14 protein-coding genes are annotated in these 15,027 nt (G+C 70.9%); 8 read left to right on the top strand and 6 right to left on the bottom strand.

The genetic code is table 11. The features are described 5' to 3' along the window. Position 1 precedes the first annotated feature (1 nt). On the top strand, positions 2-1,783 hold the full coding sequence (locus tag AB0I53_RS42455) for a GAF domain-containing protein (RefSeq protein WP_358615010.1): 1,782 nt from the start codon (positions 2-4) through the stop codon (positions 1,781-1,783). Between the two features lie 55 nt (positions 1,784-1,838). Next, the gene (locus AB0I53_RS42450; RefSeq protein ID WP_358615008.1) at positions 1,839-2,015 is read left to right on the top strand and encodes a hypothetical protein; all 177 of its coding nucleotides are present in this window, start codon (positions 1,839-1,841) and stop codon (positions 2,013-2,015) included. Between the two features lie 43 nt (positions 2,016-2,058). On the opposite strand, the gene AB0I53_RS42445 is transcribed toward AB0I53_RS42450, so the two are convergent. Both AB0I53_RS42445 and AB0I53_RS42440 read right to left on the bottom strand, forming a co-directional pair. Next, a complete protein-coding gene (locus AB0I53_RS42445; protein WP_358615006.1) occupies positions 2,059-2,457 on the bottom strand; it encodes a MerR family transcriptional regulator in 399 nt (132 codons plus the stop codon). 19 nt (positions 2,458-2,476) lie between these two features. Then, entirely contained in the window at positions 2,477-3,472 is a 996-nt protein-coding gene (locus tag AB0I53_RS42440) for an NADP-dependent oxidoreductase (RefSeq protein WP_358615004.1), read from the bottom strand. Positions 3,473-3,608: 136 nt separating this feature from the next. Here AB0I53_RS42440 and AB0I53_RS42435 point away from each other — a divergent pair, with 136 nt between their 5' ends. Next, positions 3,609-4,160, top strand: coding sequence for a hypothetical protein (locus AB0I53_RS42435; protein WP_358615002.1), 552 nt, complete (start codon positions 3,609-3,611; stop codon positions 4,158-4,160). Here AB0I53_RS42435 and AB0I53_RS42430 read toward each other — a convergent pair. After that, positions 4,157-5,395 (bottom strand): tannase/feruloyl esterase family alpha/beta hydrolase, encoded by a 1,239-nt coding sequence (locus tag AB0I53_RS42430; RefSeq protein ID WP_358615038.1) that lies wholly within the window; start codon positions 5,393-5,395, stop codon positions 4,157-4,159. The two genes, AB0I53_RS42435 and AB0I53_RS42430, sit on opposite strands and share 4 nt — an antisense overlap. Before the next feature lie 182 nt (positions 5,396-5,577). Here AB0I53_RS42430 and AB0I53_RS42425 point away from each other — a divergent pair, with 182 nt between their 5' ends. After that, entirely contained in the window at positions 5,578-6,528 is a 951-nt protein-coding gene (locus AB0I53_RS42425) for a PHB depolymerase family esterase (protein ID WP_358615000.1), read from the top strand. 122 nt (positions 6,529-6,650) lie between these two features. Beyond that, entirely contained in the window at positions 6,651-7,466 is an 816-nt protein-coding gene (locus AB0I53_RS42420; protein ID WP_358614998.1) for an alpha/beta hydrolase, read from the top strand. A 34-nt stretch (positions 7,467-7,500) separates the two neighbouring features. On the opposite strand, the gene AB0I53_RS42415 is transcribed toward AB0I53_RS42420, so the two are convergent. The 3 genes from AB0I53_RS42415 to AB0I53_RS42405 all read right to left on the bottom strand — a co-directional run bounded on the left by AB0I53_RS42415 (position 7,501) and on the right by AB0I53_RS42405 (position 10,789). Beyond that, positions 7,501-7,686: a hypothetical protein gene (locus AB0I53_RS42415; protein ID WP_358614996.1), complete on the bottom strand. Its 186-nt coding sequence runs from the start codon at positions 7,684-7,686 to the stop codon at positions 7,501-7,503. 111 nt (positions 7,687-7,797) lie between these two features. Beyond that, the gene (locus AB0I53_RS42410; RefSeq protein ID WP_358614994.1) at positions 7,798-8,613 is read right to left on the bottom strand and encodes a MerR family transcriptional regulator; all 816 of its coding nucleotides are present in this window, start codon (positions 8,611-8,613) and stop codon (positions 7,798-7,800) included. Positions 8,614-9,016: 403 nt separating this feature from the next. Continuing rightward, positions 9,017-10,789, bottom strand: a complete 1,773-nt coding sequence (locus AB0I53_RS42405) for a M protein (protein WP_358614993.1) — start codon at positions 10,787-10,789, stop codon at positions 9,017-9,019. Between the two features lie 205 nt (positions 10,790-10,994). On the opposite strand from AB0I53_RS42405, the gene AB0I53_RS42400 reads away from it, so the two are divergent. From AB0I53_RS42400 to AB0I53_RS42390, 3 genes are all read left to right on the top strand, one after another. Then, the gene (locus AB0I53_RS42400; RefSeq protein ID WP_358614991.1) at positions 10,995-11,393 is read left to right on the top strand and encodes an SPW repeat protein; all 399 of its coding nucleotides are present in this window, start codon (positions 10,995-10,997) and stop codon (positions 11,391-11,393) included. Positions 11,394-11,585: 192 nt separating this feature from the next. Beyond that, positions 11,586-12,248: a TetR/AcrR family transcriptional regulator gene (locus AB0I53_RS42395; protein ID WP_358614989.1), complete on the top strand. Its 663-nt coding sequence runs from the start codon at positions 11,586-11,588 to the stop codon at positions 12,246-12,248. 301 nt (positions 12,249-12,549) lie between these two features. Continuing rightward, positions 12,550-14,946, top strand: coding sequence for a penicillin acylase family protein (locus tag AB0I53_RS42390; RefSeq protein WP_358614987.1), 2,397 nt, complete (start codon positions 12,550-12,552; stop codon positions 14,944-14,946). Positions 14,947-15,027 lie beyond the last annotated feature (81 nt).

Genomic DNA, 15,027 nt, shown 5'->3' with positions numbered 1-15,027 from the left:
GGTGAACGACGACGTGGTCCGGCTGCTCGAACTGCTCGCCAGCGGCGCGAGCAGCGAGCAGCTGGCGCGCGTCGCGGTCGAGAACCCGCAGCTGGGCAAGGCCACCGCGGTGGCGCTGCGGATCCACGGCACGCTCGGCGCGCACCGCCGCCGCGAGGCCGAGCTGAGCGCGCTGTTCGACACCGCCAGCGATCTGGCCCGGCTGCGCGACACAGATGCGGTGCTGCGGTCGATCGTGCGCCGCGCCCGCACGCTGCTCGGCGTGGACGTCTCCTACCTGAGCCTCAACGACGAGGCCGCCGGGCGCACCTACATGCGGGTCACCGACGGCTCGGTGTCGCGGCTGTTCCAGAAGCTCACGCTCGGCATGGGGGAGGGGCTGGGCGGGCTGGTCGCGCAGACCGTGCAGCCGTACGCGACGCACGACTACTTCGGGGACGAGCGGTTCCGGCACACCCTGCCGATCGACTCGGCGGTCCGAGACGAGGGGCTGACCGCGATCCTGGGCGTGCCGCTGGCGCTCGGCGACCAGGTCATCGGCGTGCTCTACGCCTCGGACCGGACGCGCCGCGAGTTCAGCCCGGACGAGGTCGCGCTGCTGTCCTCGCTGGCCGACCACGCCGCGATCGCGCTGGACAACGCGGCCCTGCTGGAGGAGATCAGCGCGCACAGCGAGGCCCTGCACCGCGCCGAGGAGGCCCACGACCGGCTGATGGATCTGGTGCTGCGCGGCGGCGACGTGCCGGAGGTGGCCGGGGCGGTGGCCGATGTGCTGCGCGGTGCGATCGGGATGTTCGACGCGGATGGCACCGAGCTGACCGGAGCCGGCAGCACGCCGCCCGAGCCGCCAGCGGAAGCCGTCGCGACGTCCCGGGCCGCGGGCCGCGCGGTGTCCACATCGGATGGTTGGGTGTGCGCGGTGCAGGCCGGGCCGGAACTGCTCGGCAGCATCGTGCTGGCCGGCCGGGCGGATCTGGTCGACGCCGACCGGCGGCTGTTCGAGCGCGCGGCGGTGGTCACCGCGCTGCTGCTGATGCTGCGCCGATCCGTGGCGAAGGCGGAGGACGAGGTGCGCGGCGAGCTGCTCACCGACCTGCTGACCGCGCCTGACCGCAATCCCGGCGCGCTGCTGGCCCGCGCCGAACGGCTCGGCCTGGACCTCGTCGAACCGCACGCGGTGCTCATCGCGCACGCCGACAAGGTGCCCCGCACGCGGCTGGCGGTGGCGGCCGGGCGGTGCGCCGCGCTCGCCGGCATGCACGCCGAGGAGGTCGTCCTCCTGGTGCCGGCGGGTGATCCGGGGATGTCGGCGTCCCGCATCGCCGCCGAATTGAGATCCATTGTGGACAATCCGGTGACGGTCGGCGCGGCCGGTCCGGCGCGCGGCCCGCGGGAGATCGCCGCAGCGCACGCCGAAGCGGCCCGCTGCCTGCGAGCCCTGCTCGCGCTCGGCCGCATCGGCGAGGGCGCGGCCATGGACGGCCTCGGATTCCTCGGCGTGCTGCTGGGCGAGCACACCGATCTGGACGGCTTCGTGCGCCGGACGATCGGTCCCGTGCTCGACTACGACGCCCGGCGCGGCACAGAGCTGGTCGGCACGTTGCACGCGTACTTCGCCGCCGGGGCGAACCTCACCCGGGCCAAGGACGCGCTGCACGTGCACGTCAACACGGTCGTGCAGCGGCTGGACCGCGTCGGCTCCCTGCTCGGCGCAGATTGGCAAACCCCGGACCGCGCGCTGGAGATCCAACTCGCGCTGCGCCTCCACAACCTGCAGCCCTGATCCGCCATGACCTGCGATCATTCCTGCCACGGGCGAAGCCGCTCGGGAGCAGGGAGTGGCCAACCTCCGACTGGACTGCGTGAGTTCCAACGGCCGACTGCGTTCCTACTACGAGAAGCGCGGGTTCACGCACCGCGGTGACGTCTCGGTGGGCGGAGCCCCTGGGCAGCGGGAGGACGACGGCCCGGTCACCTGGGTCAGCCGCTATGAGCTGCCCATCGTCGCGAGCTGATCGGGCCGGTGCCCGCGACGCCTTCGCCGAGCCGCCTCCGTCCTCAGGCCACTTGGTCGCGGAACAGCTCGCCGAACCGGTTGGTGTACGCGTCGGCGAGCCGGTCGCGGGCTTCGGTGAGCCGGGCGATGCGCGTGTCGAGGTCTGACAGCCGTTGGGCCGTGATCTCGGCGAGCGGGCAGGAATCCGGTTCGTCGACTTCGCGCGGTGGACCGGCCGGCGGGAACTTCAGGTCCAGGACGTGGGTGAAGGCCTGGACATCGGCGATGGTGAGGCCGGCATCCAGTAGTTCGCGCACGGTGCGCAGCCGGGCCACGTCGTCCGGCCCGTACTCGCGGTGCCCCGACGGGCCGCGTCGCGCGGTGAGCAGCCCCCGCTGCTCGTAGTAGCGCAACGCCCGCGGGGTCAGTCCGGCGGCCGCGGCCGCGTCACCGATGCGCATTTTCGCTCCTCCCAGCGGTTCACAGCTCCACGAGTACGGCGCCGAGGTGTCTGCCTTCGAGCAACTCGCACAACGCTAGCGGCGCCCGGTGGATGCCCGGCAGCCTGACGTGCGGGAACGTGACGTCACCGGTGCGCAGGGCGCGGCCGAACTCCTCCATCCACTGTGGAATCGCGCCCAGGTGGTCGCTGCCCGACAGGCCGCGCAGGGTGATCCCACGCAGGATCAGCGAGCCGCTGTCGATCTCGACCGGTGCCGCGAAACCGCCGGTGAGCTGCCCGGACAAGGCGCCGACGAGCGCGATGCGCGCACCGCGGCGGGCCACCGCTAGAGCGGCCGAGAGCTGCTCGCCGCCGACGTTGTCGAAGACCGCATCGATGCCGTCGGGCGCTGCCGTGCGCAACTGGTCTTCGATCGGGCCCGCACCTCTGATGACGACAGCGTCGTAGCCGAGTTCATCGACCAGGTGCCGCCCTTTGCGCCGGGATCCGGTGCTGCCGATCACCCGTGGCGCGCCGCGCAGCTTGGCGAACTGCCCGGCCAGGGTGCCGACGCCGCCCGCCGCGCCGGTCACGAAAACGGTGTCGCCGGGGCGCACCTCGGCCCCGCGCACGATGCCCAACCAGGCCGTGAAGCCCTGCGAGAGGTGGGCGGCCACATCGGGCAGCGCGTCCCGGTCGATCCGCTGCACGTCGGCGGCGTCGGCGACGGCGTACTCGCGCCAACCGAGGTTGTGCGACACGAGATCGCCGGGGCGCAGCTCGGTGCCGGGTGCGGCGACCACCGATCCGATCGCCGGGCCCCACAGCGCTTCGCCCGGCTGGAACGGCGGAATGGGCAGCTCGGCATCGGATTGCATCAGCGTGCGCATCACCGCGGCGACGCTCATCAGTTGATTGCGCACGAGCACCTGGCCGGGCTCGGGCACCGGCACTTCGACGACGCGGAAGTGTTCGTCGCGCAGCGGCCCTTTCGGGCGGCTGACCAGGTGCACCTCGCGGTGGGTGGCGGGCATGAGAACTCCTCGGCGGGCCGGATTCGGTCCCGGCGACGCTAGGACTTGACGCATGCGTCAAGTGCAAGCCCGACCCGAGGCGGTGTGGCGTGGATCATGCAGGTGAATGTGAATGGTGCTCGGCTACTGTTCCTGGGTGCGACAGGAAAATCTCGGTGCCTTGATCGGAGCCGCCTTCGGCGCGGTGTTCGTGTTCGTCAACACCTCGGACCCGTTGCCCGGTCCGGTCGTGCTGGTGCTCAAGGTGCTCGCGGCCGTCGCGCTCGCCGCGATCGTCGTTCTCGCCGTGCTGGCCAACAAGTCTCCCCGCGCTGCGGACGCCCGGCCCGCTGGCGGGATGTTCGGCAAGCGCTACGGGCTCGTCGTCGCCGCCGAGGCGGTGTTGCTGGTGGGCGGAGTCGCAGTGCTTCGCATGCTGGGCGCCCCTGATCAGGCGAATGTCGCATGGATCGCCTTCGTCGTCGGGGTGCACTTCCTCGCACTGGCGGGCGTCTGGCGGCAGTCGTCGATCGCGGTGCCGGGCGTGCTGCTGACCGTCTTCGGCATCGCCGGGCTCGCCATGGCCGGATTCGGCGCGCTGGCGTGGGTTCCGCTGGTGAGCGGGACGCTGTCGGGCATCACCTTGCTGGCGGGCAGCTTGACCGCCACGGCGCGGGGCTTCGCCCGGTCCCGCGGTCAGGGGGCCTAACCGAGCCAGCCCTCCAGTTCGGTGAAAGCGTCGCGGAAGCGCGGGGTCAGCGGGCGCAGGCGGTCAGGGAACTGGTCCACCAGGCCGTCGGTGTGGTTGCCGCCCTCGATCCGGTGGTAGCGGTGCAGGTCGGATTTCCCCGACTCGGCCACCATCCGCGCGTAGACATCGGAATCCCGGCTGATCGGCAGCAGCGTGTCGAGGGTGCCGTGCAGGGTGATCAGCGGCTTGCCGATCCGGCCGGTGAGCGCGATCCGCTCGACCGCGCGATGCACCTCGGCGGGCCGTTCGGCGTAGTCGTAGTCGGCGTCGCAGCCCTCGGTTCCGCTGGTGCAGAACGGGATTCCGGCCAGCCGGTCGCCGTCGTAGCCGGGATCGAACTCCTCGCGGTAGATCCGCTGCGTCAGGTCCCAGTAGACGCGGTGGTGGTAGTCCCACAGGAACTGCGAGCCCGGCGCGAAACCCGCCGCCAGGACCGCCGACTCGTCTCCGGCGGGGTAGGCGCGCAGCGCCGTCGGCAGGAAGGTCAGCGGGTTGTCCCGCTGCGTCCACAGCGTTCCTTCCCAGTCGATTCCGCCGTCGTAGAGCCAAGGCCGGTTCTCCAGCTGCCAGCGCACCAGGTAGCCGCCGTTGGAGAGTCCGGCGGCGAGCGTCCGCGACGGCGGTCGGCCGTAGTGTCGCCAGGCGGTGAGCTTCGCCGCGGCGGTCAGCTGGGTGACGCGGTGGTTCCACTCGGCGACGGCGTCTCCCGGCCGCTGCCCGTCGGTGAAGAACTCCGCCCCGGTGTTGCCCTTGTCGGTCGCGGCGAAGGCGTAACCGGCGGCCAGGGCGTGGTCGGCGATGGCGCGGTCGTTGGCGTACTGCCTGCGGTTGCCGGGAGTTCCGGTGATCACCAGGCCGCCGTTCCACCGCTGCGGCAGGCGCAGCACGAACTGGGAGTCGTGGTTCCAGCCGTGGTTGGTGTTCGTCGTGGAGGCGTCCGGGAAGTACCCGTCGATCTGGATGCCCGGAACCGGTCCTGGCGCGGGCAGGTCCTGGGCGGTCAGGCCCGCCCAATCGGCCTGCACCGTGTGCCCGGAGCCGAGCGTGCCGGTGGTGGTCAGGTCGTTCAGGCAGGCCGATTCCTGGTGCGCGGCACCGGGAACCCGCGCCGCGGGACGGCAGTCCGCCGACTGCGCGGCCGCGGGCTCGGCCGGAAGGAGCAGCGTGCCGGCGAGCAGACCGGCGGACAGCAGGGCGATTCGGCTGGGCACGGCAGACCTCCTCGGGTTCGCCCCGTGACGGTAGGGCGGGGCTCCGCGCCCGAACATGTGGTGGCGACACACAAAACGCGCTCGTGGTGTAGCGGAGTCCACTGTGGAAGCGTCTGCTCCGCCGCCTTACCTTGAGTGGCACGAGCCACAAGGAGGTGGTCTGAGTGCGTGTCTTCTCGCTGGTCGCGGCCGTGTTGTTGACCTTGCTCGCCGTCGCCCCAGCCGCGTCGGCGGCAGAAATCCGGGAGGTGACCGGGTTCGGTGCGAATCCCGGTGCACTCCGCATGTTCGAGTACGTTCCCGACGGGCTGCCCGCGGGCCGTCCGGTCGTAGTCGCGATGCACGGCTGCACGCAAGACGCGGCCGGTTACGGCAACGGCGCCGGATGGGTCGAACTCGCCGACCGCTCGGCGTTCACGCTGGTGCTGCCGCAGCAGGAAGCGGCGAACAACAGCAGCCGGTGCTTCAACTGGTTCCAGCCCGGCGACGCCACGCGCGGTCAGGGCGAGGCGGAATCGGTCGCGCAGATGGTGCGACGCGCGATCGACGACACCGGCGCGGACCCGGCCCGGGTCTACGTCACGGGCCTGTCCGCGGGCGGCGCGATGACCTCGGTGCTGCTCGCCACCTACCCGGAGATGTTCGCCGGTGGCGGCGTCGTCGCAGGCCTGCCCTTCGGCTGCGCGACAAGCTCCGTCGAGGCGTTCACGTGCATGAACCCCGGCCGGGACCTGACTGCCGCGCAGTGGGGCGACAAGGTGCGCGCCGCGAGCCCGCACCAAGGACCGTGGCCGACGCTGAGCATCTGGCACGGCACCGCCGACTACACCGTGGCACCGGCGAACCAGCGCGAACAGGTCGAGCAGTGGACCAACGTGCACGGCATCCCGGGCACCCCGTCCGCCACCGACACAGTCGCGGGCTACCCGCACGCGGCCTACAACGACGCCAACGGCCGCACCCTGGTGGAGACGTTCGAGATCACCGGCATGGGCCACGGCCAGCCGATCGACCCGGGCACGGCAGACGGGCAGTGCGGCCAGGCCGGCGCCTACCTGCTGGACGTCGACATCTGCGCCGCAGCACACCTCAGCCAGTCCTGGGCGCTTGAGTGACAGGAAGGTTCCCATGCTCGCGCCGGGCTGTGGCTGGGTGACAGGAAGGTTCCCATGCTGCAGGCCGGTCGGCGCCGGTTCGCTGGGGCGCGTCAGGTGGGTGGTTCCGGCAGGATGGGCCCGTGCACTACATCGAATCGGGAGCCGGGACGCCGCTGGTGCTGCTGCACGCCTTCCCGGTGGACGCGCGGATGTGGGATCCGGTTCGGGTCCGCCTGGACGAGCAGCTGCGGGTGATCACTCCGGATCAGCGGGGACTCGGCGAGAGCGCTTTGGACGGCTCGTCGGCGCGGAGCCTGGCGGAGTCAGGTGCGAGTCGGCGTACGGCCGAGCATCCGAGCATCGATCGCGCGGCCGCCGACATCCTGGCTCTGCTGGATCGCCTGGAGCTGCCGCGGGTCGTCCTGGGCGGCTGCTCGATGGGCGGCTATGTCGCGATGGCGCTGCTGCGCGCTGCGCCGCAGCGCGTCGCGGGCTTGCTGCTCGTCGACACCAAGGCCGTCGCCGATAACGACGAGCAGCGCGCCAACCGCCTAAAAGTCGCGGATCGCGCAGAGCGCGAAGGCATTAAGGGCTGGCTAGCGGAGAGCAGCCTGCCGAACCTGTTGGGGCGCACTACGCACGAACAGCGCCTCGAGGTCGTCTCCGGTGTCCGCGAGCTGATCGATGCCCAGCCCGCGGACGGTGTCGCGTGGGCGCAGCGCGCGATGGCGGGGCGTCCCGACAGCACCGCCACGCTGCGCTCCTACGACGGCCCGGCGCTGGTGGTCGTCGGCGAGGAAGACACGCTGACGCCGCCGGAGAACGCCCGCGAGCTGGCGAATGCGCTGCCGGGCGGCGAGCTCGTGACGTTGCCGGGCACCGGGCATCTCTCGTCGATCGAGTCACCGGACGCCTTCGCCGACGCCGTCCGTCCCTGGATCGCCCGGATCGCCTAGACGGCGCGAGGCTCGGCAGCCGCGCCCCGGTCCGCTAGCCGTCGCCCTTGCCCGGTGGGCGGGCGTCCCGGTCTACGGCGCGATCCCGCGATTTGTCCAGGTCCGCTTCGGACCGCTTGAACTGCTCGGCCGTTTCGCTGGGCAGCATGAAGTAGCTGCCGGACCGCCGTTTGGCTCGCGCCCTGTCGTCATCACCGGTTGGGAACTCCTGGTCCGACATGACCTGGTCCTTCCGTTGGTGCAGGCCGCGAAATGCCCACAGCTATCCTTGCTCGTAGAGACAGGCGACGGCCGCACCTATGACGCGCACATGCGATGATCAGGCAGAATTTCAGGCGATGGACTCCTGGATCTCGGTCACCATTCCGGCCGGGTCATCCGGGCAGGCCAGCGTCACCTCCCGGTTCGTGCCCAGCGTGCGGTGGCCGCTTTCCTCGATCCAGCGCGCCAGCGCCTGGTACGCGGGCAGGCAGTCGTCCATCGAACCCCGGTGCACGATCGTCGCCGCCTTCTCCACCGCGGGCAGGTCCACCACCGCGAAGTCGAAGGCGGGATTCGGCTCGACGTTCACCGGCAGACCGGCGTGCACGGTCACGGTCTCGTCGTCCGCGCCGTCCTCGTAGTACGCGGTGGCCGGGCCGACCGGCGTCACACCGGCGCGGTCCAGCGCGGCGCAGAGCTCGTCGTAGAGGCCGCGGATCACCGGGCCGATCGACTGCGGATCCATGGTCCTGGCGGTGCCGGAGCGCTCCGCCACCCGCAGCGTCGGGATCGACTTGATCGTCACGTCGTCGGTGGGCATGATTCCCTCGGTTTCGATCGTTCGGAGCCGCGCCTGCACGTGCGCCAACCGGGCCGTGTCGGCCGCGATGCGGGTTTCGAGTTCGGCCTGCCGCAACCGCAGCATGCCCCGCAGCTGCTCGGCGGTGAAATCCTCGTCGAGGATCTGCTGCACCTGCTGCAGGCTGAAGCCCAGTTCCTTCAACGCGATGATCCGGTTGAGCCGGGCCAACTGGCCGGCGGTGTAGCCGCGGTGGCCGGTCGACCGGTTGACGTGCGCGGGCCGGAGCAGCCCGAGCGCGTCGTAGTGGCGCAACATCCGGACCGACACCCGGCCGTGCCTGGCGAAGTCTCCAATGCTGAACATGACACCCCTGGTTTAGGACCTGACACCGTGTCAGGTGCAAGTGTCCGCCGCGGGGCAGTGGTGAGCCGACCATCGGGCGAGCGGTAGCGGCCCGCGGCGTTCCGCCCGCTGACCTGCTGGCCGAGCTGCGCTGGACCCCGACCTGCGAAAACGAGCACGTCGCGGGAACGGGCGCCCGGGTCCTAAGTGGACAGACCTGGCTCGCCTTCGCCTCGGCCTGCCTGGCGGTGCTCGCGTTCAGCGGCTAGGCCCTGCTGATCGCGGGCTGCTGATCTCAGCGGTCGCAGGCGCGCGCCGTTCCACAGAGGACATACGGCGTGACGCCCTCGATGGCGAAAGCGCTCTGGGAGCCGGGATCGATCCTGCGCCGGATGAGCATTCGCGCAGGTGAGAGGGGCTGCTGTCAGCGGCGCTGCTGGTTGGTGGCGTCGATTCGGGTGGCGCTGTGGGAGCGCTGCTGGCCCTTGCCCTCCGGCACCGGCAGCTGGATGCGCCGCGTCGGCTCGTCGTGCGGGCTGTGACCACGCGCCGTGTCCCGGTGGATCTGCTCCGTCGGCCCGTCGTCGGCGGCTCCGCCGCCGCCCGACGGCTTACCGCCCTGGCCCTTCGGCTTCGCCTGCTTCGCAGGCTGCGCCTCGGGCTTCGCGTCGGTCGGCTTCGCCTCTTGCACGGCGGGCTTCGCCTTCGCCGTCTCCTTCTCCTCGGCCGCCGGCTTCGCCTTGCCGGTGGGCTCGTCGTCGCGGGCGTCGCGGGCGAGGGCGACTTCGGCGTCCTTGCGGGCTTGTTCGCGGGCTTCCGCCGCCGCTTCGCGGAGCTTGTCCTCTTCGGAGTCTTCCTGGGCGAGGCGTTCCAGGAGCGGCGTGGTCTGGCCGAGCATTTCGGCGGCGTCGCGGAGCTTCTTGGCCACGGACTCGCGGAGTTCGGTCAGCGAGTGGACCTGCTCGTCGGCCTTGGTGAGGCGGCGCTGGACTTCTTCGGTCGTCGCGCCGAGGCGGTGCTGGGAGTCTTCGCGGGCCGTCGTGACCAGGCGCTTGCTCTCGCGGGTCGCTTCGTCGACGAGGCGGGTGGCCTCCTCGGTGCACTCGCGGACCATCCGCTCGGACTTCTCCGTGGCCTCGCGGACCAGCCGCTCGGCTTCGGTCTTGCTCTCCCGGATCCGCTTCTCCGCGGCCTCGGTGCTCTCACGCTCCCGCTTGTCGGCGGCTTCGACGCTTTCGTGCTCGCGCTTCTGCGCTGCTTCGATGCTTTCGCGTTCGCGCTTCTGCGCGGCTTCGATGCTTTCCCGCTCGCGCTTCTGCGCTGCTTCGACGCTTTCGCGTTCGCGGCGCTCGGCGGTCTCGATGCTGTCCTTTTCGCGCTTCTGCGCGGCGTCGGTGGATTCGCGGGTGAGCTGCTCGGCCTTCGCGGTGGCGTCGCCGACCATCCGGTTCGACTGGTCGGTGGCCTCGCGGACCCGGCGGTGCGCCTCGGTGGTGCCTTCGCGCAGCCGGCGGTTGGCCTCTTCGGTCGCTTCCCGGACGCGGCGCTCGGCTTCCGCCTTGCTGGTGGCCTCCTGCTCGGCGAGGGTGCGCATGGATTCGCTGCGGCGCGCCGCCATAGCGATCTCGAAGTCCTCTTCGACCTGGATCCGGCGGGCCTCGGACTCCTGGTCGGCGCGCTTGCGGTTCTCCTCGGCCTCGCGGGTGATCCGCGTCGCCTCGACCTTGGCCTTGTCCATCAGCGAGCGGTGTTCGGTTTCCATCTCGCTGCGCCGGCTGTCGACCTCGGAGAGCAGCCGCTCGTAGCGGGTGCGCAGGTTGGTCGCCTCGGCCTCGGAGCGCGTGCGGATCAGGCCGGCGTCCTTCTCGGCGCGGCCCCGGATGTCGTTCGCCTCGTCCTGGGCGAGGCGCAGCATCCGCTGCAGGCGCTCGCTGAGCCCTTCCAGCGTGGTCGGCGGCTTGGCCAGCCGGTCGACCTGGCCGCGCAGGCTCTCGATCTCGGAGCGGGCCGACTCCAGCTGCTTCGACAGGTCTCCCGCCTGGGAGACCGCGGCATCGCGATCCGCGGAGAGGATGCGGATGTCGGCGTCGAGTCGCTCGAGGTGCTCATCGACCTGGGCGCGGTCGTAGCCGTTCTTGCGAGCGAGGTCGAATCCCGATCCCAGTGGCAGCAAATCGCGGTCGTCGGCAAGGCCCATGGCAACCAAGCTACCTGGAAGACGACGTTGTTGTGGGAGGTGTGGCGCGTATCAGCCGGATTTTCCTCACCCGGTGCACGGCACCCCGGACGAGGCTTAGCGGCGGCGTGACGGACGGCATGTCGAAGGTGCCGGAAGACGTCGATCCGGACTCTTGACCGGCTGGCCAACCAAGAGTGAACATGGAGTTGTTAGTCGGGCATCAGTGGAGGTGATCGACGTGGCCGATAGGTCGAGCGGTTCGGCTGTGAAACCGTGGGTCCGCTGGCAGGACTGGGTTGCAGTGGTGCTGGGCGTCTACCTGATCCTCGGGACGATGTGGACGGCGACGAACGGGTCGGCGATGTCCGCGATGATCGTGCTGGGCGCGCTGCTGGTGATCGCGAGCGTGTGGTCGCTGGCCATGCCGGGCTCGATGACCAGCGAATACAGCCACATGCTGCTGGGCGTGCTGCTGTTCATCTCGCCGTGGGTCCTCGGCTACACCGCGTTCATGGGTGCCTCGTGGACCTCGTGGATCGTCGGCGTGCTGGCCGTCATGGCCGGTGCCGCAGCGCTACCCGAAGCCAACGCCGCGCACCGCGGAATAGCAGGCCAGCACTGAGGGCCGTGCCACGGGTGGCTGCCGTCACCTGTGAAACACGCCCGAGATCGTCGCGAGCGGTGGCGGCCGTTCGAGCGACCACCACACTCGCGAGTTCGCTGTCGCGCGGTCCGGCGGTAACGTCCGGGCCGCGCGTTTTGTCGGTCAACCAGCCCGGTGGAGCAAGCCGGCCGGAAGTCGGAGGTCGGGTTCATGGCGCAGGCACCGGGTGATCGCGGCGCCCGCAAGCGGCCGTCCACTTCGGACGAGGCCGTCGCGGCGGCGCCGGGTGATCAGGGCGCGTCCGCGCGGGAGCGCATCCTGGCCGCGGCCGGCGAGTTGTTCGCCGAGCACGGCTTCGACGCCACGCCGACCTCCCGGATCGCCGAGCGGGCCGAGGTTCCCAAAGGACTCATCCACTACTACTTCCGGCGCAAGCAGGACCTGCTGACGGCGCTGGTCGAGCGGCTGCCCGAGGAGCTGGTGGAGTCCGACCGGGTCGCCGTCCGGGGCGACGTCGCGGGCAGCCTGCGCCGGCTGATCGGCGAACTCGACGCGCGGCTGGAGTCGTCGCTGCTGCTCAGCCACCTGTTGTGGCGGGAGGCGGACACGCACGTCGCGGTGCGGCAGGCGCTGCAGCGGCGGTTCGGGACGGTGGTCGAGCTGATCCGCCGGGTGATCGAGCTGGCGCTGCCGCCGGGGCCGGCCAGCTGCGACATCGACACCGCCGCCGTGCTGCTGGCCCGGGTGGTCAACCACCGCCACTCGGTGGCCCGGCACGGCGCGCACGACGACGAGCTGGACCGCGAGATCAGCTTCATCGCCAAGGCGCTGGAGCTCGGCGTCGGGAAGCCGAGGAAGGTCAAGCCGGCCTGAAAAGCAAGGTGTTCCAAACTCGTCTTCCAGAGCGGTGCGGGTGGCGGCCCCCCTGCGGGAGTTACGGCCGCCGCCTGGACTGTGGGAGCCCCGACTTACGTATGTCCAATACGCGGCATCGGGGACTGGCCTCGCCCAGTAGCCCAGCAGGGCGGGCACAGTCTGGAAACCCGCGGCGGTGCGAGTTGCGCAGGTGGGCTAAGCGGCTGCGCCGCTTTATATACTGTGAAGTTGCTTCACTCTTGTGAAAAGTTGTTGCGCGGGCTAGAACTCCTGCAGGCGGTCGATGCGGGAGGTTGTGGTGGATGTTGGGCGCGTGCGGTTTTCCCGGCGGCAGGGGTTCGTCGCGACGGCGGCGGGAATCGCCGGGGCCGGTGTGATGGCGGCCGCGGCGAGCGCGACTCCCGGTGACCCGGCCCCGGCCGAGAACTTCCGGGTGCGTGGCCTGCGGGCACCGGTGGAGTTGATCGAGGACCGATACGGCGTCCCGCACCTGTACGCGAGCAGCGACGACGACGTCTTCCTCGCCCAGGGCTTCAACGCCGCGCGCGAGCGGCTGTTCCAGATCGACCTGTGGCGTCGCCGCGGCCTCGGGCGGCTCGCCGAGGTGCTCGGCCCGGACTACGTCGACCAGGACCGAGCCACCAGGCTGTTCCTCTACCGCGGCGACATGGACGTGGAATGGTCGCGCTACTCCGAGGACGCGCAGCGGATCGCGGCGCAGTTCACCGCAGGCATCAACGCCTACCTGGACTGGCTGGACGAGCATCCGGAGCAGCTGCCGGCCGAGTTCGGCATCCTCGGCTACCGGCCGGCCCGCTGGGAACCGGCGGACGTGGTGCGCATCCGCAGCCACGGCCTGACCCGCAACCTGACCAGCGAGGTCAAGCGCGCCAAGGTGGCCTGCGCCGCCGGGGTGGACGCGGACCTGGTCCGGCAGGGCCTGCAACCCGATCGGCGGACGACCGTGCCCGAGGGCTTCGACCCGTGCGCGATGCCGGCGGACGTGCTGGCGGTCTTCGAGCTGGCCACCCAGGAGGTCGAGTTCAAGGATGGCGCGATCCGCGCCAGGACGATCCGGGACGCGACCACAGAGGGCAGCAACAACTGGGTGGTCGGCGGGCAGCGGACCGCCACCGGGCGGCCCATCCTGGCCAACGATCCGCACCGCGCCTACTCGGCGCCGTCGCTGCGCTACATCGCGCACCTGTCGGCGCCCGGCCTGGACGTGATCGGCGCCGGCGAACCCGCGCTGCCCGGTATCTCCATCGGGCACAACGGGACCATCGCATTCGGGCTCACCATCTTCCCGATGGACCAGGAAGACTTGTACGTCTACCAGCTGGATCCGGCCGACCGCACCCGCTACCGCTACCGGGACGGCTGGGAGTCGATGTCGATCCGGCGCGAGACGGTCGCCGTGTTCGGCGAGGCCGACCGGACCGTCGAGCTCGCATTCACCAGGCACGGGCCGGTGATCCACGTGGACGAGCAGCGGAACCTGGCGTACGCGGTGCGGACGGCCTGGCTGGAACCGGGCATGTCGCCGTACTTCGGCAGCATCTCCTACATGCGGGCCCGGAACTTCCGCGAGTTCACCACGTCGATGCGCAACTGGGGCGCGCCGACGGAGAACCAGGTGTACGCCGACGTCGACGGCAACATCGGCTGGGTGCCCGGCGGCCTGGCGCCCAAGCGGGTCGGCTACGACGGGCTGCTGCCGGTGCCCGGCGATGGCCGCTACGAGTGGAACGGCTTCTACTCCGGCGACGACCTGCCGCGCCAGCTCAACCCGGCGGCCGGGTTCATCGCCACGGCGAACCAGTTCAACCTGCCGCCGGAATACCAGGACAAGGGCCTCGGGTTCGAGTGGACCAACCCGTTCCGGCACCAGCGGATCGTGGAGGTGCTTTCGCGGCAGCGCAAGCACACCGTGGCTGATTCGGCCGCGCTGCAGAACGATCAGCTGTCCATCCCGGCCCGGCGGCTGATCGCCCTTCTGTCCAACCTGGACAGCGGCGAATCGGATCTCCGCCGCGCGCTGCGGTTGTTGCGGGAATGGGACGCGGTGGAGGCGGCCGACTCGAACGCCGCGGCGCTGTTCGAGGTGTGGCTGTCGAAGCACCTCGGGCCCGGATTCGTGCGCGCCGCAGTGCCGAAGGCCGCCGAGGCGATCGAGGACGCCGACACGCTGGTCCTGCTCGGAGAGCTGGAGAAGCCCGGCAGGTGGTTGCCGGACGCGGCGGCCCGCGACCGGCTGCTGCTGGACACCCTGCGCACCGCTTACGCCGAGGTGCAGGAGCTCCTTGGACGCGGCGAGGGCAGGTGGCGGTGGGGCAAGCTGCACCACAGCTTCTTCCAGCACCCGGCGTCGAATGCGTTCGACGACGCCGACCGCGCCCGGTTCGACGTCGGCCCGCTGCCGCGCGGCGGCTCCCCGGACACCGTGAACCAGTCGTCGTACCGGACGAAGGACTTCCGGCAGACCAACGGCCCGTCGTTCCGGATGGTCCTCGACGTGGGCGACTGGGACTCCTCTGTCGCCGTCAACACGCCCGGGCAGTCCGGGAACCCGGACGACCCGCACTACCGGGACCTGGCTGAATCATGGCGCACCGGCGAGTACTTCCCGCTCGCCTACAGCCGCGCGGCGGTCGAGGAGATCGCCGAACGCCGGATGCTGCTGCTCCCGGCATGACCCCGGTGTAGGTCGCCGGATTGCTCCGCCGCGAGCCGCGGATCGGGGTCTGGTCGACCGCGACCACGCCGTCGCGCCCGG

This window comes from Saccharopolyspora sp. NPDC050389, assembly GCF_040655595.1.
Taxonomy (GTDB): domain Bacteria; phylum Actinomycetota; class Actinomycetes; order Mycobacteriales; family Pseudonocardiaceae; genus Saccharopolyspora.
The sequence above is the reverse complement of the archived record's forward strand: the minus strand, read 5'-3'. Positions and strand labels throughout refer to the sequence as shown.